Raw genomic sequence first — 20,286 nt, 5'->3', positions numbered from 1 at the left:
GGTCGGCCGGCGCCGGCAATGCGACATTCCACGCTGGAGTGTCACGCCGGAGTGCCCGTCAGAGCACGACCCGGACGGCGTGCAACCGCTCATAATGCGGCCGGCTGACGCGGGCGGCCTCGAGCGCCGGGCCGTGCAACTCGGCCGGCCGGCGTCGGTAGGGCTCGAAACCGGTGGAGGCGAGCACTGCCGAATACCAGTGCGGCGCCCAGACGCCGTCAGAGTCCCGCGGTCCGGGCGGCCAGTGCAGCATCGCGTCGGAGAACCCGACGCCGACGAACTCGCACAGCCAGCGCGAATAGGCCTCCGGGCCGCGCAGGAAGTCCGCGGCGTCGATCACCGGCGGCGTGCCGCCCAACTGGTCGAACAACTCGGCCTCCTGCACCAGGCCGATGTCCTCGGCGACGATCTCGGTGCGCGAGCGCACATACGACGCCGCCACTTCGTCCGGATCGCGGATCAGCAACACGTTGGTCAGCTGCGCGATCCAGTCCCTCGGCAGCTGCGGGATCAGGTGGTGGGTCATCTGCTTCTGGTAATAGACGCCGTAGGGGGCCTGGACCGGCGCGGTGAGGTCGGCGACGACCGACTGCCACGAGGTCTCGCCGGCGGCGATCACCTCGTCGCGGACAGGATGGCTCAGCCCTGTCTCGTTCAGGTAGTAGGCGTAGAGCGGCTCGTCCACGACCTTCGTGTCCGGCCGGTTCTCCCACGAGCGCATCATCGCCGTCGAGATATTGCGCGGGCCGGACCACATCGCCAGCCGCACACCGGACTTCATGCTGGGTGGCGCGCGGTCCGGCTGGCGACGTCCCCGCGCACGAGGTCGCGGTACAGCGACTGCAACTGCCTGACCATCGGCCCGCGCGTCCCGTCGCCGATCCGCCGGCCGTCGACGGTGTGCACCGGCACGACGCCGGCGAAGGTGCCCGTCACGAACGCCTCGTCGGCGCTGTAGACCTCGGTCAGGCTGAAGCTGCGCTCCTGGCGCGGGATGCCGGCGCGCTCGCACACCCGCAGCACGTTGGCCCGGGTGATGCCGCCGAGGCAGTACATGCCGGTCGACGTCCACACCTCGCCGCCGCGCACGACGAAGAAGTGCGTCGAGTTGCAGGTCGCGACGAAGCCGTGCGGGTCGAGCATCAGCGCCTCGTCGGCCCCCGCGGTGAACGCCTGGATGCACGCGGTGATGTCGTTCAGCTTGCTGTGCGAGTTGATCTTCGGGTCCAGCGTGTCGGGGGCAGCGCGCCGCACGTGCACGGTGAACAGCGAGAGGCCGCGCTCGACCGTCTGCGGCAGCGGGTCCTTGTGCTCGGCGATGATCACGACGGTCGCCGGGCCGGCGGACATCCGCGGGTCCTGATACGGCGTCGACTTCGGACCGCGGGTGACCATCAGCCGGATGTGCACGCCGTCGCCGCTCATGGCGTTCGCGGCGAGCGTGTCGTACAGCCGCCGGGTGAGCTCGGCGCGCGAGAGGCCGATGTCGAGCATGATCGCCGCCGCGCCCTCCCAGAGCCGGTCGAGGTGCTGGTCGAGGAACGCCGGATGGCCGTCTGCCACCCGCAGCCCCTCCCACACGCCGTCGCCCAGGACGAAGCCGGCGTCGAAGACGCTCACCACCGCCTGGGCCCGCGGCACGAGCGCGCCGTTGACGTTGATCAGGATCTCGGCGTTGCGCGGGTCGTCGGCGAAGTCGTGTGTGCCGTGGGCGGCCGGCACGCTCATTCGTCGCGTGCGTCCACCGCCAGCACCGGACAGGTCGCGCCGAGCAACACCCGCTGCGCGTTGCTGCCGAGCACCGCCTTGGCGATGGCCGACTTGCGCTTGAGCCCGACGACGATCAGCTGGGCGCCGTTCTCGCGGGCGATCGACAACAACACCTCGGCCGGGCGGACACTCGCGCCCTCGACGTGGTCGATGGAGAACCGGACGCCCCCGGAGGTCAGCTCGGCCGCGATCGCGTCCATCGTCTGCTCATCGGCCGCGGTGGGCCGGCTATAGCCGGCGGAGTCGACGACATTGACGATGATCACTTCGGTGTCGCGCCAGCGGGCCTCCCGCGCCGCCTCGCGCACGGCAAGCAGACCGGTCTCGTCCGGCACGTATCCCACGACGACGCTCATGGCGTCATGGTAGGAGGCTTGTCACGTTAAGAGGCTTTGTCAGCTCAAGACGCATAGCCAAAGCGGCGCACGACCTCAACACCGAGCCGTTGCTGCCGATGACACTCACGATGACAGTCCTGATCGAGGTAGAAGACCGGCTCGGAGAGTTCGGGGGCCGCCGGCGTGGCCCCATGCGGCCCCGGCGGCTCGTCAGCGTCCGCGCGAACCAGAGCAAGCGGTTGAGCTCCTATCTGTTCCGCGGGGCCGACCTGCTGGCTGTCGCGGCGGTGACCGTCGGGCTGCTCGCCGCTCGGCCGGGCCCGCTGGCCGAGCTGACCTTGAGCGCGCTGTTCCCGACGTCGGTCGCGGCGCTCGTGATCTGCTGGGTGGTCCGCGCGCTGCGGCTCTACCGGTTCGTGCGCAGCGAGAGCCTGCCGGCGCACCTCGGCCAGGTCGTCCTCGCAGCGGGACCGGCCGCGCTCGCGCTGTTCGTGGTCGATTGGCTGATGCCGCGCACTCCCGCGGCCACGACCTGCCTGATCTGGCTGGGCACGGCAGCCGGGACGCTCGTCGTCCTGCACGCCGGCTGGTGGACGATGGTGCGCCGCTGGCAGGCCGCCGGGTGGTTGACGCCGAACCTCGTCATCGTGGGCGCGACGGAATACGCCGAGCGGCTGATCAGCGACGCGCTCACCCACCGGCACGCCAACGTCGTCGGCGTCTTCGACGACCGGCTCGAGCGCGTGCCCGGCGCCGTGCTCGGCGTGCCGGTGCTCGGCGACGTCGACTCGCTGCTCACGCACAAGATCACCCCTTATGTCGACCGGATCGTCGTCGCCGTCGAGCCGTCGGCCCGGGAGCGAGTGGCCTCGATCGCGAACCGGCTCGCGGCGCTGCCCAACAACGTGACGCTGTTCCTCGAGCAGGACGACTCGGCGCAGCGGGCGGCCGCGCTCGCCCGGCTGGCCGACTCGCCGCTGGCCGACCTGAGCGGCGCGCCCGACGTCGACCGCAAGGCGTTCGCGAAGCGCATGCAGGACCTGGTGGTCGGCATTCCGCTGCTGCTGCTCGCGACCCCTGTGTTGGCGCTCGTCGCCGTGCTGATCAAGCTGGACACGCCCGGCCCGGTGTTCTTCCGCCAGCGCCGGCACGGCTTCAACAACGAGGAGATCCTGGTCTGGAAGTTCCGCTCGATGCGGCACGAGGTCGCAGACGCGCGGGCCGAACGCCAGGTGACCGCCGACGACGAACGGGTCACGAAGGTCGGCCGTTTCCTGCGCGGGACCAGCCTGGACGAGGTTCCCCAGCTGATCAACGTGGTGCGCGGGGAGATGTCGCTGGTCGGCCCGCGGCCGCACGCGATCGGCATGAAGACCGGCGAGGTCGAGTCGGCCCGCCTGGTCGCCGAATACGCGCATCGGCACCGCATCAAGCCCGGCATGACCGGCTGGGCGGCCATCCACGGCTCGCGCGGCCCGTTGCACACCGAGGACGAGGTGCAGCGCCGGGTGGCGCTGGACATCGATTACATCGCCCGCCAGTCGCTGCGGCTGGACCTCGCCATCATCGCGCGGACATTGCCGAGCATGCTCGGCGACCGGGACGCCATCCGCTGAGCCGTCCCCGCGCCTATCCCTTGCGTCGCTGTGTTTAGCGTCACCGTCCCCCCGGGCATATGAAGGTTCCGTTAGAAAAGGGGTGGACCGCATGGGGGCTGCGGGCGACACGAGATCCGCGTTGCGCCGAGCGGGGCGTTCGGCACTGGGCCGAATCCCGACGCCGCAGCTGCACGCCGTCGGCGCCCGGGCGGCGAACCGGCGGCTGCTCGCCTCGGCCGCGATCGTGGTGCTGGCGACCGCCGGCCTCGCGACCGCCGCGCTCGCCTCCTCCAGCACGGACGGCGTGAGCGCGAAAGACGCCGCTGCGACCGTCCAGCGCAAGCCCAACTACCTGCTGCCGGTCGGCACCCTGCTCGCCAACGGCTCGCTGCCGAGGCCGGCCATGGCCGGTGACCGCGGCGCCGTGGGCGTGCCGAGCGGAACGGCCCCCGCGCCAACCACCCCTACGGCCGGCGCCGGCAACCAGGCGATCGCCGTCTACAGCGGCGGCGCAGGCACGCTCACGCCGGCCGGCATCGCCACGTTGGCCATGCAGCACGGCTGCTCGGCGGCCCAGGCCGTCATCGCGACGGCCGTGGCGATGGCCGAGTCCGGCGGCAGCCCGAGCGCCCAGGGCGACGTGTCGCTGATGACGCCGGTGTGGGACTGGTCGGCCGGGTTGTGGCAGATCCGCGGGCTGCGAGCCGAACGCAACACCGGCGGCCTGCGCGACTCGATCGCCAACCAGAACGCCGCGAAGAACGCGGCGGCGATGGACACGATCTCCAGCGGCTGCTCGAACTGGACGCCGTGGTCGACCTACAACAACGGCGCGTACCAGGCCTACCTGAGCGTCGCCGAGCAGGCGGTGCACTACGTCACGGGTTACTACCGGGCCCACGGCAACACCTACCCGGTGGTCGCGCCGCCTGATGCGCAGGCACTCGTGCCGACCGGTGGCGCCGGCGCCGTCGGGCCGCAGAGCGTGGCTACGGCGGCGGCCGGCAAGCGCCCCAGCCCGCGCACGACGCACCTCGGATCGGTTCCGAAGCCAACGGCGAGCAGCGCGGCCGGCGGCGGCCAGCCGACGTCGAACAGCTCATCCGGCGGAGGCGGCACCGGGGGCGGCGGAGGCGGCACCGGCGGAGGCGGCACCGGGGGCGGCGGCCAGCCGGCGCCGGCGACTTCGACCAAGGCCGGCGTGCCGAACCCGGTGAGCTCGGTGATCTCGAAGCTGCCGTTGCCGACGTCCACCAAGAAGAAGCCGACGCCGAAGCCGACGCTCCCGAGCCTTCCGGTGTCGACGCTGCCGGGACTGCCGGGCTTGTAACTGCCGGTAACGGCGCCCGGCCGAGGTCGCCTGTACTACTCGCTCGTGCCGGACCGGTCGCGGCCGACACCAACGAGTGACGTCAGCCAAGCAGCGCGGCGACTATCTCGCCGACCGCGTCGCGCGCGCGATCGGCGTCCGCCGGCACCAGCCCGATCCGGGTCCGGCGGTCCAGCACGTCGGCGACGTCCAGCGCGCCTTCGTGCGTCACAGCGTGCTCGATCTCGGCGCGCGTCACGTCCATACCCTCGGCGATCAGGCCGAGCGGGTCCCGAAGAGTCGCACCTTCGACAACAGCTCGAGACTCTCCGCCGTACCGCGCGACCAGCGCTGCCGGTAGGCCAGCTGTCGAAGCGCTCTTAGCCGCACCCACCAGCGCAACCTCGCGGGTGCGGCACGGCCCGGCGCGCAACGCGGCGGTCGAGACCGCCTGGTCGACCGCGTCCTGCGCCATCCGCCGGTAGGTCGTCAGCTTCCCGCCGAGGACACTGACCACGCCGGTCGGGCCGACGCTCACCAAGTGCTGGCGGGACAGGTCCGCCGTCGATCCGGCACCGGTGTCGACAAGCGGCCGCAGGCCTGCGTAGCAGCCCAGCACGTCGGTGCGGGTCAACGCCCGGCCGAGCGCGGTGTTCACGGTGGCGAGCAGGAAGTCGATCTCCGCGTCGGTCGCTTGCGGCTCGTCCGGGATCGGTCCGGGGGCGTCCTCGTCGGTCAGCCCGACATAGACGCGGCCGAGCTGCTCAGGCATGGCGAACACGTACCGGCTCAACGAGCCCGGAATCGGCACGGTGATCGAGGCGGTCGGGTTGCCGAACGCGGCCGCGGGCAGCACCAGGTGGGTCCCGCGGCTGGGCCGCAGCCGCACGGAGGGGTCGACGTCGCCGGCCCAGACGCCGGCCGCGTTGATCACCGCCCGTGCGGCGAGCGTCGTCGTCGCACCGGTGCGGGTGTCCACCAGCCGCGCCGATGTGCCGGTCACCTGCTCGGCGCGCACCCTGGTCAGCATCACGGCGCCGGCGTCGGCCGCGGTGCGCGCCAGCCCGACGACCAGTCGGGCGTCGTCGATCAGCTGGCCGTCGTAAGCGACCAGCCCGCCGCGCAGGCCCGCCGAGGCGATCGCCGGCGCCAACGCACGCGCCTGCGTCGGCGACACCAGGCGCGCGCGCGGCAACACCCCGGCCGGCGTGCGCGCGGCCACCCTGAGCGCGTCGCCGGCGAGGAAACCGGCGTGGATGAGCGCCTGCTGCCGGCGCGGCGTGCGATCGAACAGCGGGACGACCGTGGGCAGCGCGCGCACCAGGTGCGGGGCGGTGCGCGTCATCAGCACGCCGCGCTCGACCGCGCTCTCCCACGCGACGCCCACCCGGCCGGCCGCGAGATACCGCAGCCCGCCGTGCACCAGTTTCGAGCTCCACCGACTCGTCCCGAACGCCCAGTCGCGCGACTCGACGAGCACGGTGCGCAGACCGCGAGTGGCGGCGTCGAGGGCGACACCCGCGCCGGTCACCCCGCCGCCGATCACCAGGACGTCGACCGTGCCCGCGGAGGTCAACTCGTCCAGCTCGCGGGCGCGTCGGGCTGCATCGAGAGCAGTGCTCACGGCGCGAGGTAGGCGTCGAGGGCGCGGCTCAGCTCGCGTCGCCACGCGTCGGGCGGCAGGACGTCGGCGACCATCCGCCGGGATTGGATGGCCGACTGGGCAATCAGCAGGGTCATCGTCGCGAGCTCGTCCGGCTCGCCCGCCCGCACGCCGTCGGCGCGCACCTCGCGCTCAGTCTGCAGCGAGGCAATGCCGGCGCGCAGCCGCTCGCGCACCGCCCGCTGCCCGGCCCCGAGCCGTTCGACGATGTACTGGGTCATCAGCGACGGCTGCGCCGCGAACGTCGGGGCGAGCGTCTCGTCCACGCTGACCGCCTCGGCGATGGCGACGATCTGGCCGACGAACGTCGCCCGGTCCGCGGGCGCGGCCGGCAGGTCGGCCACCAGCCGGGTGAGCTCGCGCTGCCACAACGCGCGGACCAGCGCGTCGCCGTCCGGAAAGTATCGGTAGACCGTCGGCCTGCTCAGCCCCGCGGCGCGAGCCACCGCGCTGATCGCCACCCGGTGCGAGCCGGTGCGCCGCACGCAGGACGCGGCCGCGTCGAGAATGCGCTCCGCCGACGCCGACGCCGACGCCGGCGGCGACGCTGCCGGCAGCATCGCGTTACGACTTGACGGCATGTGTAAAACTGTAACATGACCTCGGACGCCGGAAAGCTGCCCGAACCGCCCATGGCTTGGGACGCATGGGGTGATCCGGCGCGGGCCGCGCCGCTGTCCCCCGCGCTGCTCGGCATGGTGCACGACCTGTTGAAGGTGTCCGCCGCCGATGTCGCGTCGGTCGCCCGAGCCGACGTCCGGCTGCGCCCGTCGGCCCTGTCGGCCGGCGATCTGGCCGCGCTCGCCGACGTGGTCGGCGAGGCGAACGTCAGCGCGGAAGACGCCGACCGGCTGCCGCGTGCGGGCGGCAAGTCGACCTTCGACCTGCTGCGCCGCAAGGCCGTCGAGCAGGACGCCCCGGACGCGGTGGTGATCCCGGGCAGCGACGACGAGATCGTCGCGCTGCTCGCCGTCTGCGCCGAGCGCGGCGTCGCCGTGGTGCCGTTCGGCGGCGGGACGAGCGTGGTGGGCGGCCTCGACCCGATTCGCGACGGCCTGGCGTCGGTGGTCGCGCTCGACCTGCGCCGCTTCGACCGGCTGGAGCAGCTGGACGAGACCGATCACGAGGCGGTGCTCGGCGCCGGGCTGCCCGGCCCGGCCGCCGAGGCGCTGCTGGCCGAGCGCGGCTTCGAACTCGGGCACTATCCGCAGAGCTTCCAGTACGCGACGATCGGCGGGTTCGCGGCGACCCGGTCGTCCGGCCAGGATTCCGCGGGGTACGGCCGCTTCGACGACATGGTGCGCGGGTTGCGGGTGGTCACGCCCCGCGGCGTGCTCGAGGTCGGCCGGCCCGCCCCCAAGACGGCGGCGGGGCCGGACCTGCGGCAGCTGTTCCTCGGCTCCGAAGGCGTGTTCGGCGTGATCACCGCGGTGCGCGTTCGGGTGCACCCGCTGCCCGAGACCCGCGCCTACGAGGCCTGGCGCTTCCCGGACTTCGCCGCCGGCGCGGCCGCGCTGCGCGCCGTCGTCCAGGCCGGCGCCGCGCCCACGGTGGTGCGGCTGTCCGACGAGGTCGAGACGGCCCTCAATCTCGCGACCGTCGACAACGCGGGCGGATCGGACCCGTCGGATGGCACGCACCCGTCGGACGGGACGGACCCATCCAGCGAGCAGGCCGCCGGCGGCTGCCTCGCCGTCACCGCGTTCGAAGGGCCGTCGGCGCTCGTCGAACTGCGACAACAGGTCGCCCGCGACGCGCTGCGCGCGCACGGCGGCGTGTCGCAGGGCTCCTCCCCTGCGGAGCACTGGGCGCGCAACCGGTTCGACGGCCCATACCTGCGCGACCCGTTGCTGGCCAACGGCGCGCTCGTGGAGACCTTCGAGACGGCCACCAGCTGGTCGCGGCTCGCGGCGCTGAAGACGGCGGTCACCGAGGTCGCGCAAGCCGGATTCGCCGACGCGGACTCGGCGTCGCTGGTGCTGTGCCATGTCTCGCACGTTTACGACACCGGCGCCTCGCTGTACTTCACCGCTGCCGGGGCGCAGCGCGGCGACGCCATCGAGCAGTGGACGGCGATCAAGGCGCGCATCGCGGACGCGATCCTGGCGCACGGCGGCACGATCACCCACCACCACGCGGTGGGCGTCGACCACCGTCCCTGGCTGGGCGAGGAGATCGGGCCGCTCGGCGTGGAGATCCTGCGCGCGGTGAAGCGCGCGCTCGATCCGGCCGGCATCCTGAACCCGGGCAAGCTGATCCCATGACCGCTCTGCCCGGCACGGCGATGCGCCGGCCGGTCCGCGAGGTGACGATGCTGGTCAACCCCGCGGCGGGGCGCGGCGCCGCCCGCAGAGCCGCCGACGAGGCCGCCGGCCGGCTGGCCGAGCGTGGCGTCGCCGTCACCGAGATCACCGGCGCCGACGCGGCCGCGTCCGCCCGGCTCGCGCGCGACGCGGTGGCGGCGGCGGGCCTCGACGCGCTGGTGGTCGTCGGCGGGGACGGCATGGTGTCGCTCGCCTGGAACGCGCTCGCCGGGTCCGGCGTGCCGCTGGGTCTGGTGCCGGCCGGGACGGGCAACGACCACGCGCGGGCGTTCGACATTCCGCGCCGCTCCCCGCGACAGGCCGCCGACGTGGTCGCCGACGGCGCACGCCGGCCGATCGACCTCGCGCGCGCCACGACTGCCGACGGCGTCCAGCACTGGTTCGGCTCGGTGCTCGCCGCCGGCTTCGACTCCCTCGTCAGCGACCGCGCGAACCGGCTGCGTTGGCCCCGGGGCAGGTCGCGGTACAACGTCGCGATGCTGCTCGAATTCGCTCGCCTCCGGCCGTTGCCGTTTCGGGTGGTGGCCGACGATCGGGTCATCGAACGCGACGTGCTGCTCGTCGCCGTCGGCAACACGAGCAGCTACGGCGGTGGCATGCGCATCTGCCCGGCCGCCGACCCGGCCGACGGGCTGCTGGATGTCACCGTCGCGGCGGCCGCAGGCCGGGGCCGGGTGCTGCGCCAGTTCCCCCAGGTGTACCGCGGCACGCATGTCCGTCACCCTGAGGTCGAGACATTTCAAACCCATAGAGTGCGGATTGAGGCCGCGGACGGCGTTGGCATCACCGCCTACGCCGACGGCGATCCGCTGGGCCCGCTGCCCGTGGCGGTCGAGGTTGCGCCGGGCACCGGCCAAATCCTCGTTCGCGCCTGACCCCACGGGCGGGCACGAACGCCTGACCCCGCGGACAGGGCACGCTGCGACAAGCGGTCAATCGTCAGGTCTCTCGCTTCGGCGAAGCGTGTTCGCACCTCCACGGCGGGGTCGGCGTCGTATTGACGAGCGGGCACTGCTGGCCAGGGCGGCGGCGCCTTCGCCTGGCTGAGCGCCCAGGCCGCCTGGCGAGCGGCGCCGCGGGCGGTCAGCTCCGCTTCCCGCGGCACGGTGACGGACACGCCGAGCACGGCCGGCGATATCCGCCGCACCGCCTCCGAGCGCGCTCCCCCGCCGACGAGCAACACCCGGGCGACGTCGACGCCTTGGGCGCGCAAGGCGTCGAGGCCGGCGGCCACTCCGCACAGCACGCCTTCCACCGCGGCGCGGGCGATGTTGGCTGGGGTCGCGCTCGCGAGCTGCAAGCCGTGGATCGCGCCGGTCGAGTCGGGCTTGTCCGGCGTGCGCTCGCCCTCCCAATACGGCACGACGACGACTCCTTCCGCGCCGGACGGGGCGGCGAGCGCCAGATCGGTGAAGGCGTCGAGGCCGACGCCGAGCATCCGCGCCGTCGCGTCGAAGACACGGCTCGCGTTGAGGGTGCAGACAAGTGGCAGGAACCTGCCGGTGGCATCGGCGAAGCCGGCGACGGCCCCGCTCTGGTCGGCGCTGGGCTCGTCCCGCACGCTCGAGGTGACGCCCGACGTGCCGAGGGAGACCAGCACGTCGCCAGCGCGCAGGCCGACGCCCAGCGCCGCCGCGGCGTTGTCGCCCGCGCCGGCCCCCAGGACGACGTCGGGATTGCGCCGCCCCGCGGCGGTCACTGAGCCGAGTTCGACGTCCGACAGCGGGCCCGCGGTGTCGACCGGTCCGAGCACGCGCGGCAGCGCCGGGCGCTCGCCGCAGGCGAGGACGAGCAGATCGTCGCGATATGCGCCGGCCGCCGGCGACCAGTAGCCGGTCCCACTGGCGTCGCTGCGGTCGGTGGTGAGCTGCTCGCGGCCGCCGAGCCGCCACGTCAGCCAATCGTGCGGCAGGCAAACCGCCGCGGTTCGCGCGAGGTGATCGGGCTCGTGCTCGGCGAGCCAGCGCAGCTTGGTGACGGTGTACGACGGCACCAGCGCCGAGCCGACCGCGTCCGCCCAGCCCTGCCGGCCGCCGGTCAGCTCGTTCGTCAACTCGACCGAGGCCGCCGCCGAGCGGACGTCGTTCCACAACAGCGCGGGACGCACCACCTCGCCCGACTCGTCGAGGCAGATCATGCCGTGTTGCTGGGCCGCGACCGACACCGCCGCGACGTCGGCCAGGCCGCCGGCCGCCCGCGCTGCCGAGTTGAGCGCCTGCCACCACGCCTCGGGATCGATTTCGGTCCCGTCCGGATGCGCGGCCGTCCCGGCCCGCACGACGGCGCCGCTGTCGGCGTCGTGCACAACGACCTTGCACGACTGCGTGGACGAGTCCACGCCGGCGACCAAGGTCATGCGCCTTGGGGCACCACTTGGGTCTTCAAGCCGGCGCCGGACTTGAACGCCGCGATGGCGTCGGCATACCGGTCCAGCGGGACCCGGTCGGTGATGAACAGCTCCGGATCGATGACTCCGGTGGCGAAGAGGTCCGCCGCCCGCTCGTAGCTGTGCAGCACCGCCATCGAGCCGGTGATCGTGATCTCCTTGTTGTAGATCCGGTACGGGTCGATAGTGGCGCGGGCGGCGTAGTCGGCGACGCCGAACTGCAGGAACGTGCCGCCGGGAGCGACGCGGCCGAGCCCGTCTTGGATCGCGGCTGCGTTGCCGGTCGCGTCGATCACCAGGTTCCAGCCGAATTTCGGCTCCAAGCCCTCGGCGGTCGTCTCGGCGTGTGTGACGCCGAAGCCGCGAGCGATCTCGAGGCGGTCGGCGTTCAGGTCGACGACGTCGATACTGACCGCGCCGACACGCTGCGCGAGCCGGAGCATCATCAGCCCCATCGTGCCGGCGCCGTAGATGAGCACGTGGGCGCCGAGCTGGCTGGACAGCACGTCATAGCCGCGCACCGCGCACGAGAGCGGCTCGACGAGCGTCGCGTCGGCCGTCGCCACGTGGTCGGGCAACCGCACGCAGTTCGCCGCCGGCACCGCGACGTACTCGGCGGCGCCGCCCGGGACAGTCACCCCGATCGCGCCCCAGCGCAGGCAGAGATTGTTGCGGCCGAGCCGGCAGTAGTGGCATTCCTGGCAATACAGCGACGGGTCGACGGCCACCCGGTCGCCCTCCTGGACGTCCAGCGCGTTCCGGCCCACCGCGACCACCGTCCCGGCGAACTCGTGGCCCGGGATGATGGGCAGCGTCGGCGCGAACTCGCCCTGCAGGATGTGCAGGTCGGTGCCGCACAGCCCGCACGCCGCGACTTCCACGACGACTTCCCCGTCGCCCGGCGTCGGATCATCGACCGTCTCGATCCCGACCTCGCCGACCGACTTGACGACTGCTGCCTTCATCGCGGAACTCCCATGGACGGGCGGCCGCTCATTTGACGGCGCCGAGGGACAGGCCTTGGACCAACTTGTCCTGGGCCGCAAAGCCGGCCAGCAGGACCGGGATGGAGATCATTACCGCGCCGGCCGACAGCTGCGCCAAGTAGGAGTGCTCCGTCTGGATGAGCGTCGTCACGAACACCGGCGCGGTCTGCGCGTTGACGCTGGTCAGCACCTTCGCGAACAGCTGCTCGTTCCACGAGAAGATGAAGCAGATCAACGACGTCGCGGCGACGCCGGGCGCCGCGATCGGCGCGATGATCTTGCGCAGCACGACCAGGGTGCTGGCGCCGTCCAGCAACGCGGCCTCGATGATCGCCGGCGGGACCTCGGCCAGGAACGAGCGCATCATCCACACCGCGATGGGCAGGTTCATCGACGTGTACAAGATGATCAGGACGACGATGCTGTCGGGCAGGTCGATGACCTTCGTCGTGAACAGGTAGATCGGCAGGATGCCGGCCACCGGCGGCAGCATCTTGGTCGACAGGAAGAAGAACATGACGTCCGACCACTTGCGCACCGGCTTGACCGACAGCGCGTACGCGGCCGGAATCGCGAGCAGCAGCACCAGGATCGTCGACACGACGCTCGCCTGCAGCGAGTTGAGCAGAGCGGGCCGGATGTTGTTGGTGTCGCCGAACAGGGCGCTGAAGTTGGACCCGGTGAGCGGCGCGGTCCAGCTCGGCGGATAGGTCTGGGCTTGGGCCGGCTTGTGCAGCGCCGTCAACAGCATGTAGAGGATCGGCACCACGAAGACGATCCCGATCACCCATGCGCCGAGGCCGACCGCGAAGCCGCGCAGCCGGCGGCGGGACGGCTTCGCCGAGGGCACGCCGGCGTGCTTGACGGCGCCCGGCAGCGTGGCGGTCATCGCGCGCCCTCGTCGGTCAGCAGCGAGGACACGACGCGCAGCCCGAACGTCGCGACGAGGATCGACCCGACCACCACGATGACGCCGAGCGCGGACGCGGCGCCGTAGTCCTTCGCGGAGTAGAAGACCTCATAGACCGCGTACGGGATGTTGGTGGAGTTCTGGCCGCCGGTCATGCCGATGACGGAGTCGAAGTTCTGCACGATGAAGATCGTGCCGAGCACGACGCTCAGCTCCAGGTAGCGGCGCAGGTGCGGCAGGGTGATGTTGCGGAACAGCTGCCAGCCGTTGGCGCCGTCCACGCTCGCGGCTTCCATGATCTCGGGGTCCCTCGACTGCAACCCGGCCAGCAGGATCAACATCATGAACGGCGTCCACTGCCAGATCAACTCGATCTCGATCGACAGCTTCGGATGCTCGGTGAGGAAGGAGATGTTCTGCGCGTTGTGGACGCCGAGCTCGCCGAGCAGTCCGTCGATCAGGCCGAAGCCGGTCTGCAGCATGCCGTTTCCCCAGAACACCGCCGCGGCGATCGGGACGATCAGGAACGGCGCGATCATCATCGTTCGCACGACGCCCCGGCCGAAGAACTTGTGGTCGAGCAGCAACGCTATGCCGAGGCCGAGCAGCGCGCTGACCGCCACGACGCTGACGGTCATCTCGATCGAGGTGTAGACGGCGTCGCGGTAAGCCGGGTTTTGGAACACTTCCTTGAAGTTGGCGAAGCCGGCGAACGAGCGGCCCGGCGCGGTCGGCTGGGCGCTCCAGTTCATGAACGAGATGATCAGCGTCGCGACGAAGGGCAGCTGCGTCACGATGATCATGAACACCAACGCGGGCAGCAGCGGCGCGCGGCGGACCCACGATTCCTTGCCCCAGCGTCGAGATCGCGGCAGGCGGGCCCGGCGTTCCACCGCCTCGCTCGTCAACACCTGCTCGTCGACGGCAGTCGTGCTCATCCCGTGTCACCTCCGTCGTGTGCTGAATGCGCGCATGCGGGCCGCCGCGCGGCGGCCCGCATGCGCGCTGCGGAACCCTTACTTCTTCTGCTTCTGACCTGCCGCCTGGGCGAGGCTCTGGCAGCTGTTCAGCGCGGCGTCGGTGCTCTCCGATCCGGCGATCGCGCTGCTGATGAGCTTTGCGCAGCTGGTGCCGAAGTCGGTGAACGACGGGATGCCGACGAACTGGATGCCGCTGTACGGCCGCTTCTGCACGCCGGGGTTGGCAGCAGGCGCCTCCTTGATCGACGTCAGCGTCGGGCCGGCGAACGCCTTCGCGACGGTCAGATACGTCGGGTCGGAGTAGGTCGACGCCCGCTTGCCCGCCGGGATGTTGGTCGGGCCACCGGTGCTCGGGTTCGCCTTGTCCGACGCGACGAGCTGCTCGTACTTCTTGCTCGACGCCCACTCGACGAACTTCATCGCGTTCGACTGGTTCTTCGAGGCCTTCTCGATCGCCCATGCCCAGGTGTAGAGCCAGCCCGACTGCGGGGTCTTGTCATGCGGCGCCGAGACGTAGCCGATCTTGCCCTTGACCGGCGAGTCCGAGGCCTCCAACGAGCCGGCGGCGGCGGTCGAGTCGTACCACATCGCCACCTTGCCCTGTTGCAGGGCGTTCAGGCACTGCGGGAAGCTGAAGGTGGCCGCGCCCGGTTCGCCGTGCTGCCGCACGAGGTTGACGTAGAAGTTCGCGGCCGCCTTGAAGCCGCCGGAGTTCACCTGCGCGTTCCAGTTCGTGTCGAACCAGGTGCCGCCGAAGGTGTTGACCACGGTGGTGAGCGGAGCGAGGTTGTCTCCCCAACCAGCGAGACCCCGCAGGCAGATGCCCTTCATGCCTGGCTGCGCGCCGTCCGCCTTCGCCGCCCAGTCCGCCACCTGCGCCCAGGTCGGATCCGTCGGGACGGTGATGCCCAGCTTCTGGAACACGTCCTTGCGGTACATGAGGAATGACGACTCGCCGTAGAACGGCTCGCCGTAGACGGTGCCCTTGTAGGACAGCGCCGAGGTCATCGACGGCAGGATGTCCGCCTGATCGAACGTCTTGTTCTTGGCGATGCTTGTCATGTTCGAGATCCAGCCCGCTTTCGCGTAGTACGGGATCTCGAAGTTGGAGAGCGTGGCGACGTCGTACTGGCCCGACTGGTTCGCGAACTCGGTGCTCGCGGTGTCCCGCATGTCCTGCTCGACCTTGACCACGAAGTTGACCTTGATGCCGGTGTCTTTCGTGAAGTGGGCGGCCGTGAGCTTCTGCAGCTCGAGCATCGGCGGGTTGTTGACCATCAACACGTTGATGGATTTCGAGCCGGTGCTCCCGCCCCCGGCGCTACACGCGGCGACGCCGCTCGCCGCGACCGCCAGGGCCACCGCGCTGATGACCAGTTTGCGTGTCGTTCGCATCGTGTCGCGCTCCCAATCTGCCGACGTCCGGGTCGGACGGTGTTGCCGCTCATCTGAGCGGACTTTCGCTCGAACTAGAGGGCCAAGCTGCTATGTGGCGCTGGTCACTGTCAACGGTGTGTGCAAAACTGTTACCTTTCGCGCTCAAACGAGCGGAGGATCCGACGTGCCGCCCACGCCCACCGAGCACGTGCTGCTCGCCCGAGTGGCGCGGGGCTACTACCTCGAGGACCGGTCTAAGAGCGACATCGCCGACGAGCTGGGGATCAGCCGGTTCCGCGTGGCACGACTGCTCGAGGCCGCGCGGCGCGAGGGCGTGGTTAGCATCGAGGTCGTCTCGCCGCCCGGATACGACACCGACCTGTCGGTGCGCCTGCAGCAGCGGTTTGGGCTCACCAAGGCCGTCGTCGTGAACGCCGAAGAGGATCAGCCGGATGCGCTGCGCGATCAATTGGGCCTCGTCGCGGCCGACGTGCTGCACGACGTGGTCGGCCGCGACGACGTGCTCGGCCTTGCCTGGGCCCGCTCGCTGCGCGGCATCGGCCACAGCGCCAACCGGCTGCCCGCGTGCCCGGTCGTCCAGCTCACCGGCGCGCTGCCGGGCCCGGACGGCAGCGACGTGCTCGAGCTGGTGCGCCGGGTGACCCGCGCCAGCGGGGGCACCCCGCACGTCTTCTACGCGCCTCTCGTCGCGCCCGACGCCGCGTCCGCCCGGACGCTGCGCAGACAGCCGGAGGTGGCCCGAGCCGCCGAGTTGGCAAGTCGGGTCACCGTCGCCGCGGTCGGCATCGGCGCCTGGCAAGCGAAGCTCTCGACCATCTTCGACGCGGTGGAGCCGGAGGCGCGGAGGCGGGCCCGCGAGCTCGGCGCGGTCGGGGAGATCTCCGGCGTGCTCGTCGACGCTGCCGGGCGCCCGCTCGTCACACCGCTCAGCCGGCGGATCATCGGGGTGACCGGAGAACAGCTGCGCGAGATCCGGACCGTTATCTCCGTCGCTTACGGCAGGGCCAAGGCCGTCGCCGTGCTGGCCGCGGTGCGCGGCGGGCTGGTGAACGGCCTGGTCACCCACGCCGGCCTCGCCGAAGCGTTGCTCGCAGCCGCTGACGCGGCGGACCTGGTCGGCGCAGCCGGGCCGGCCGGCCCCGCGGACGCTGCCGCCAGCGCCGTCTCGACCGGACTGGACGCCGATGTCCTCGTCGACTGAGTACCGGCTGCTGCCCGGCGGCACGGCCAATTTCGGCCGCGTGTTGCGCATCGGCGACACCGTCCGCCGGCCGCGAGGCGCCCACACGCCGGCGGTGCACGCGCTGCTCGGCCACCTCGAGCGAACTGGCTTCGCCGGCGCGCCGCGCGTCCTGTCGCTCGACGACGACAGCGAATCACTCACCTATCTCGAGGGCGTCGCCGCGACCGACCCGCTCGAAGAGTGGGCGTTGAGCGTCGAGGTCGTCCGCGCCGTCGGAGGCCTGCTGCGCGAGTACCACACGGCCGCGCGCGCGTTCGACGCGCGCGGTCGAGTGTGGCAGCGGCTCGTGCCCGAACGGTGGCGCGGCGAACTCGTCACGCACAACGACGTCAACCCGGCAAACGTGATCTTCCGCGCCGGCCGGCCGGCCGCGCTGATCGACTTCGACCTCGCCGCGCCGGCGACGCCGGCGTGGGAATTGGCCGTCGCCGCCTGCTTCTGGGCGCCGCTGCGCCACCAGATCGACATCGCCGACAGTCGGCAGGGCGCGGTCGCGCCACGCATGCGCGCGCTGCTGGACGGCTACGACGCGCCGCCCGCGCTACGCGCAGAGGTCGTCGAGGCGTGCGTGGCAGCCAACGCCTGGATCGCCGACATCATCGCGGAGGCGGGACGCAACGGCCATCCCGCGTTCGGCCGGGTGTGGTCGGCGACGTCGCAGATGTATGCGCGCGCGGACCGCTGGCTGCGGCAGAACCGGCTTCAGCTAGCGGACTTGGTCACCTGACGTCGCCCGGCGCTCCTGCAGTCGCCTAGCCCAAGCGCAACCCGGTGTCGGGATGGAACGCGTGCGCGGCGTTCGCGGCGACCGTCAGGTGCACGCTGTCGCCGATCCGGGGCAGAATCCCGCCGCGGGGGCGGGCCACCAGATGCCGGACGCCGTCCGGGTCGCCCGGGATCGATCCGTAGACGAACGCGTCGGCGCCGAGCTCTTCGACCAGTTCCACTTTCATGAGCAAACCAGTGGGCGCCTCGGCGATGTCGATCGTCTCCGGGCGGACGCCGAGAGTCACTCGGGACAGCCCGTCCCGGGTGACCGCGGCGACCACCTCAGCCGAGAGCGGAACCACCAGGTCGCCCAACCGGGCCCCGCCCGGCACGAGGTCGGCATCGCGCAGGTTCATGGCCGGCGAGCCGATGAAACCCGCGACGAACGCGTTGTCGGGCTTGTCATACAACGTGCGCGGGGAGTCGACCTGCTGCAGCAGGCCGTCCTTCAGCACCGCCACCCGATGGCCCATCGTCATGGCCTCGACCTGGTCGTGGGTGACGTAGAGCGTCGTGGTGCCGAGGCGCGCCTGCAACGCGGCGATGTTGGCCCTGGTTTCGACCCGCAGCTTCGCGTCGAGGTTGGACAGCGGCTCGTCCATGAGGAACACGCTCGGGTTCCGCACGATGGCGCGGCCCATGGCGACGCGCTGGCGCTGACCGCCGGACAGCGCCTTGGGCTTGCGGTCGAGGTACTTCTCGAGATCGAGCAGCCTTGCCGCCTCGACCACCTTCGCCTCGCGATCCGCCTTCGAGACGCCGGCAAGCTTGAGCGCGAAACCCATGTTCTCCGCGACGTTCATGTGCGGGTACAGCGCGTAGCTCTGAAAGACCATCGCGATGTCGCGTTCCTTGGGCGGCTTGTTCGACACGTCGGCGCCGCCGATCCGGATCGCTCCGCTCGACACCGGTTCGAGGCCGGCGAGCATGCGCAGCGCGGTCGACTTGCCCGAGCCGGACGGTCCGACCAGGACCATGAACTCGCCGTCTTCGATCTTCAGGTCGAGGCTGTCCACCGCGGGCACCGGGTTTCCCGGATACAGACAGGTGGCGTGGGCGTACTCGACTTCAGCCATGGGTGACTCCCTGTACCGGCGTCTGCGTGTCCGCTCCGGATACGGGTGACCGGGTCGGGCTGGCTGGGCCCGTCGAGCACCTCACGGAATTCCGAACGACTGCGGATGATCTGCCCCGCCGGTTCCGGGCAGCCGCAGCCGACCGGCGTCGCGGTCGAGCCCGGCCATTCGACTCCCTGGACGACCGCGAGTCAAGCGTTCACCCGTCGACGGCGGCCGCCGGGCGCTGGCGGACGTTCACTGTCGGTCGCGGTCAGGCTGGGGTGGGCGATGGCTGGTCGCACGAGTGTGGCGAGTGCGATGACGGCGGCGATTCCGAGTCCGGCGATGACCAGAGCCGTCGGCAACGCGCCGTTGGCCGCGTGGATCCCCACCAGTGGCGCGGCGAGGCCGCCGAACAAGTATTGCCCGAAGCCGAGCAGCGCGGCTGCGGCGCCGGCGTTGGCGCCGTGGTGTTCCAGGCCCAAGGCAGCCGCGTTCGGCAGCACCAACCCCACGCTGGTCACCACGACGAAGAAGCCGGCCAGCAGCGGCCAAAGCCCCGCCCCGGTCGTGACGAAGACGAGCAGCGCCACGCCGCCCGCGGCCGAGCCGAGCGCGCCGACACTGAGCAGGAGTCGCGCCTCGACGTGGCGGACGAGTCTGCCGCTGGCCTGGGCCGCGGCAACCAGTCCCAGTGCGTTCACGGCGAACACGATGCTGTACTGCCGCGGGGAAAGACCGTGCAGGTCTTCGAGGATGAAGGGGGATCCTGAGATGTAGGCGAACATCGCGGCGAACACGAACGCGTTCGTGAGCGCGTAACCCACGAGACGTCGGTCCCTGAGCAGTCGGAGGTACACCGAGCCGGCCACGCGTAGCCCGCCGGGCTGACGGGACCGCCGAGGCAGGCTTTCCGGCAACCAGCCGACGCAGGCGATCAGCACCGCGCCGCTCAGCACCGCCAGCGCCACGAAGATCGCGCGCCAGCCCGACAGGCTCAAGATCTGGGCGCCCAGGAGAGGGGCGAGAATCGGCGCGAGGCCGGTGACGAGCAGCAGCAGCGAGAAGTAGCGGGCGGCCGCATTTCCCGCGTAGCGGTCACGAACGCAGGCGTAGGCGATGACGAGCGCGAACGCGCCGCCGACGCCTTGCACGCCGCGGAACACAATGAGCAGCGCGATGTTCGGCGCGAGGGCGCACGCGAACCCCGCTGCCGCGTACACGGCGACGCCAAGAAGCAAAGGCCGGCGCCGGCCCAACGCGTCGCTCATCGGCCCAGCCAATAGCTGACCGAGGGCCAGGCCGATCAAGCAGGTCGTCACGGTCAGCTGGGCCGTGGAAGCAGAGCTGCCCAGGTCGTGGGCGAGGCGCGGCAGACCAGGGACGTAGGCGTCGGTGGAGAGCGGGCCCAACGCGACCAGGGCCCCGAGGATCAAGAGCACGGAGACGCCCTTTGCGCGTGATCCATGCGCCTCGACTTCGGTGGTTGCCTGGGTCATCGTTTCCGGATTCCTTTGCTCAATGCGCTAGCGGGCGGCATGGCGGCAGAAGCGAA

Annotated in this window: 18 protein-coding genes; 6 read left to right on the top strand and 12 right to left on the bottom strand. The window is 71.4% G+C overall.

What is annotated here, in order from left to right; all coding sequences use genetic code 11:
- Positions 1–58: 58 nt before the first annotated feature.
- Genes ACFFBG_RS14405 through ACFFBG_RS14395 form a run of 3 tightly spaced genes read right to left on the bottom strand, consistent with a single transcriptional unit; the run spans position 59 to position 2,126 of the window.
- Positions 59–769, bottom strand: coding sequence for an HAD family hydrolase (locus ACFFBG_RS14405; RefSeq protein WP_375479873.1), 711 nt, complete (start codon positions 767–769; stop codon positions 59–61).
- An 8-nt stretch (positions 770–777) separates the two neighbouring features.
- Complete coding sequence (locus ACFFBG_RS14400; protein WP_375479871.1) at positions 778–1,728, bottom strand: aminotransferase class IV; 951 nt, start codon at positions 1,726–1,728, stop codon at positions 778–780.
- On the bottom strand, positions 1,725–2,126 hold the full coding sequence (locus ACFFBG_RS14395) for a universal stress protein (protein ID WP_375479869.1): 402 nt from the start codon (positions 2,124–2,126) through the stop codon (positions 1,725–1,727). Before ACFFBG_RS14395 ends, ACFFBG_RS14400 begins: the two co-directional genes overlap by 4 nt.
- Before the next feature lie 173 nt (positions 2,127–2,299).
- Between ACFFBG_RS14395 and ACFFBG_RS14390 the strand changes: the two genes are divergently transcribed.
- Both ACFFBG_RS14390 and ACFFBG_RS14385 read left to right on the top strand, forming a co-directional pair.
- Positions 2,300–3,724: an exopolysaccharide biosynthesis polyprenyl glycosylphosphotransferase gene (locus tag ACFFBG_RS14390; RefSeq protein WP_375479867.1), complete on the top strand. Its 1,425-nt coding sequence runs from the start codon at positions 2,300–2,302 to the stop codon at positions 3,722–3,724.
- 91 nt (positions 3,725–3,815) lie between these two features.
- Positions 3,816–5,036, top strand: coding sequence for a hypothetical protein (locus ACFFBG_RS14385; RefSeq protein ID WP_375479865.1), 1,221 nt, complete (start codon positions 3,816–3,818; stop codon positions 5,034–5,036).
- Between the two features lie 82 nt (positions 5,037–5,118).
- On the opposite strand, the gene ACFFBG_RS14380 is transcribed toward ACFFBG_RS14385, so the two are convergent.
- Positions 5,119–6,639 (bottom strand): glycerol-3-phosphate dehydrogenase/oxidase, encoded by a 1,521-nt coding sequence (locus ACFFBG_RS14380; RefSeq protein ID WP_375479863.1) that lies wholly within the window; start codon positions 6,637–6,639, stop codon positions 5,119–5,121.
- A complete protein-coding gene (locus tag ACFFBG_RS14375; protein WP_375479861.1) occupies positions 6,636–7,259 on the bottom strand; it encodes a TetR/AcrR family transcriptional regulator in 624 nt (207 codons plus the stop codon). The genes ACFFBG_RS14380 and ACFFBG_RS14375 overlap by 4 nt, the downstream gene beginning before the upstream one ends.
- A gap of 15 nt (positions 7,260–7,274) precedes the next feature.
- On the opposite strand from ACFFBG_RS14375, the gene ACFFBG_RS14370 reads away from it, so the two are divergent.
- On the top strand, positions 7,275–8,942 hold the full coding sequence (locus ACFFBG_RS14370; protein WP_375479859.1) for an FAD-binding oxidoreductase: 1,668 nt from the start codon (positions 7,275–7,277) through the stop codon (positions 8,940–8,942).
- Positions 8,939–9,877 (top strand): diacylglycerol kinase, encoded by a 939-nt coding sequence (locus tag ACFFBG_RS14365; RefSeq protein WP_375479857.1) that lies wholly within the window; start codon positions 8,939–8,941, stop codon positions 9,875–9,877. The genes ACFFBG_RS14370 and ACFFBG_RS14365 overlap by 4 nt, the downstream gene beginning before the upstream one ends.
- Here the strand turns inward: ACFFBG_RS14365 and xylB are convergent.
- The 5 genes from xylB to ACFFBG_RS14340 form a co-directional block, all read right to left on the bottom strand.
- Positions 9,793–11,358 carry a xylulokinase gene (gene xylB / locus ACFFBG_RS14360; protein ID WP_375479855.1) on the bottom strand — a complete coding sequence of 522 codons (1,566 nt, stop codon included), beginning with the start codon at positions 11,356–11,358 and terminating at the stop codon, positions 9,793–9,795. The genes ACFFBG_RS14365 and xylB overlap by 85 nt on opposite strands.
- Entirely contained in the window at positions 11,355–12,353 is a 999-nt protein-coding gene (locus tag ACFFBG_RS14355) for a zinc-dependent alcohol dehydrogenase family protein (RefSeq protein WP_375479853.1), read from the bottom strand. The genes xylB and ACFFBG_RS14355 overlap by 4 nt, the downstream gene beginning before the upstream one ends.
- A gap of 28 nt (positions 12,354–12,381) precedes the next feature.
- Complete coding sequence (locus ACFFBG_RS14350; protein WP_375479851.1) at positions 12,382–13,263, bottom strand: carbohydrate ABC transporter permease; 882 nt, start codon at positions 13,261–13,263, stop codon at positions 12,382–12,384.
- Positions 13,260–14,222, bottom strand: a complete 963-nt coding sequence (locus ACFFBG_RS14345) for a carbohydrate ABC transporter permease (protein WP_375479849.1) — start codon at positions 14,220–14,222, stop codon at positions 13,260–13,262. Before ACFFBG_RS14345 ends, ACFFBG_RS14350 begins: the two co-directional genes overlap by 4 nt.
- A gap of 78 nt (positions 14,223–14,300) precedes the next feature.
- Complete coding sequence (locus ACFFBG_RS14340; RefSeq protein ID WP_375479848.1) at positions 14,301–15,659, bottom strand: ABC transporter substrate-binding protein; 1,359 nt, start codon at positions 15,657–15,659, stop codon at positions 14,301–14,303.
- A gap of 166 nt (positions 15,660–15,825) precedes the next feature.
- On the opposite strand from ACFFBG_RS14340, the gene ACFFBG_RS14335 reads away from it, so the two are divergent.
- Positions 15,826–16,863: a sugar-binding transcriptional regulator gene (locus tag ACFFBG_RS14335; RefSeq protein WP_375479846.1), complete on the top strand. Its 1,038-nt coding sequence runs from the start codon at positions 15,826–15,828 to the stop codon at positions 16,861–16,863.
- Positions 16,847–17,632 carry a phosphotransferase gene (locus ACFFBG_RS14330; RefSeq protein WP_375479844.1) on the top strand — a complete coding sequence of 262 codons (786 nt, stop codon included), beginning with the start codon at positions 16,847–16,849 and terminating at the stop codon, positions 17,630–17,632. The genes ACFFBG_RS14335 and ACFFBG_RS14330 overlap by 17 nt, the downstream gene beginning before the upstream one ends.
- A 25-nt stretch (positions 17,633–17,657) precedes the next feature.
- Here ACFFBG_RS14330 and ACFFBG_RS14325 read toward each other — a convergent pair whose 3' ends face one another.
- Positions 17,658–18,749: an ABC transporter ATP-binding protein gene (locus tag ACFFBG_RS14325; RefSeq protein ID WP_375479842.1), complete on the bottom strand. Its 1,092-nt coding sequence runs from the start codon at positions 18,747–18,749 to the stop codon at positions 17,658–17,660.
- Between the two features lie 191 nt (positions 18,750–18,940).
- The gene (locus tag ACFFBG_RS14320; RefSeq protein WP_375479840.1) at positions 18,941–20,230 is read right to left on the bottom strand and encodes a multidrug effflux MFS transporter; all 1,290 of its coding nucleotides are present in this window, start codon (positions 20,228–20,230) and stop codon (positions 18,941–18,943) included.
- Positions 20,231–20,286: the final 56 nt, after the last annotated feature.

Source organism: uncultured Jatrophihabitans sp., assembly GCF_964251945.1.
Lineage (GTDB): Bacteria > Actinomycetota > Actinomycetes > Mycobacteriales > Jatrophihabitantaceae > Jatrophihabitans.
The sequence above is the reverse complement of the archived record's forward strand: the minus strand, read 5'-3'. Positions and strand labels throughout refer to the sequence as shown.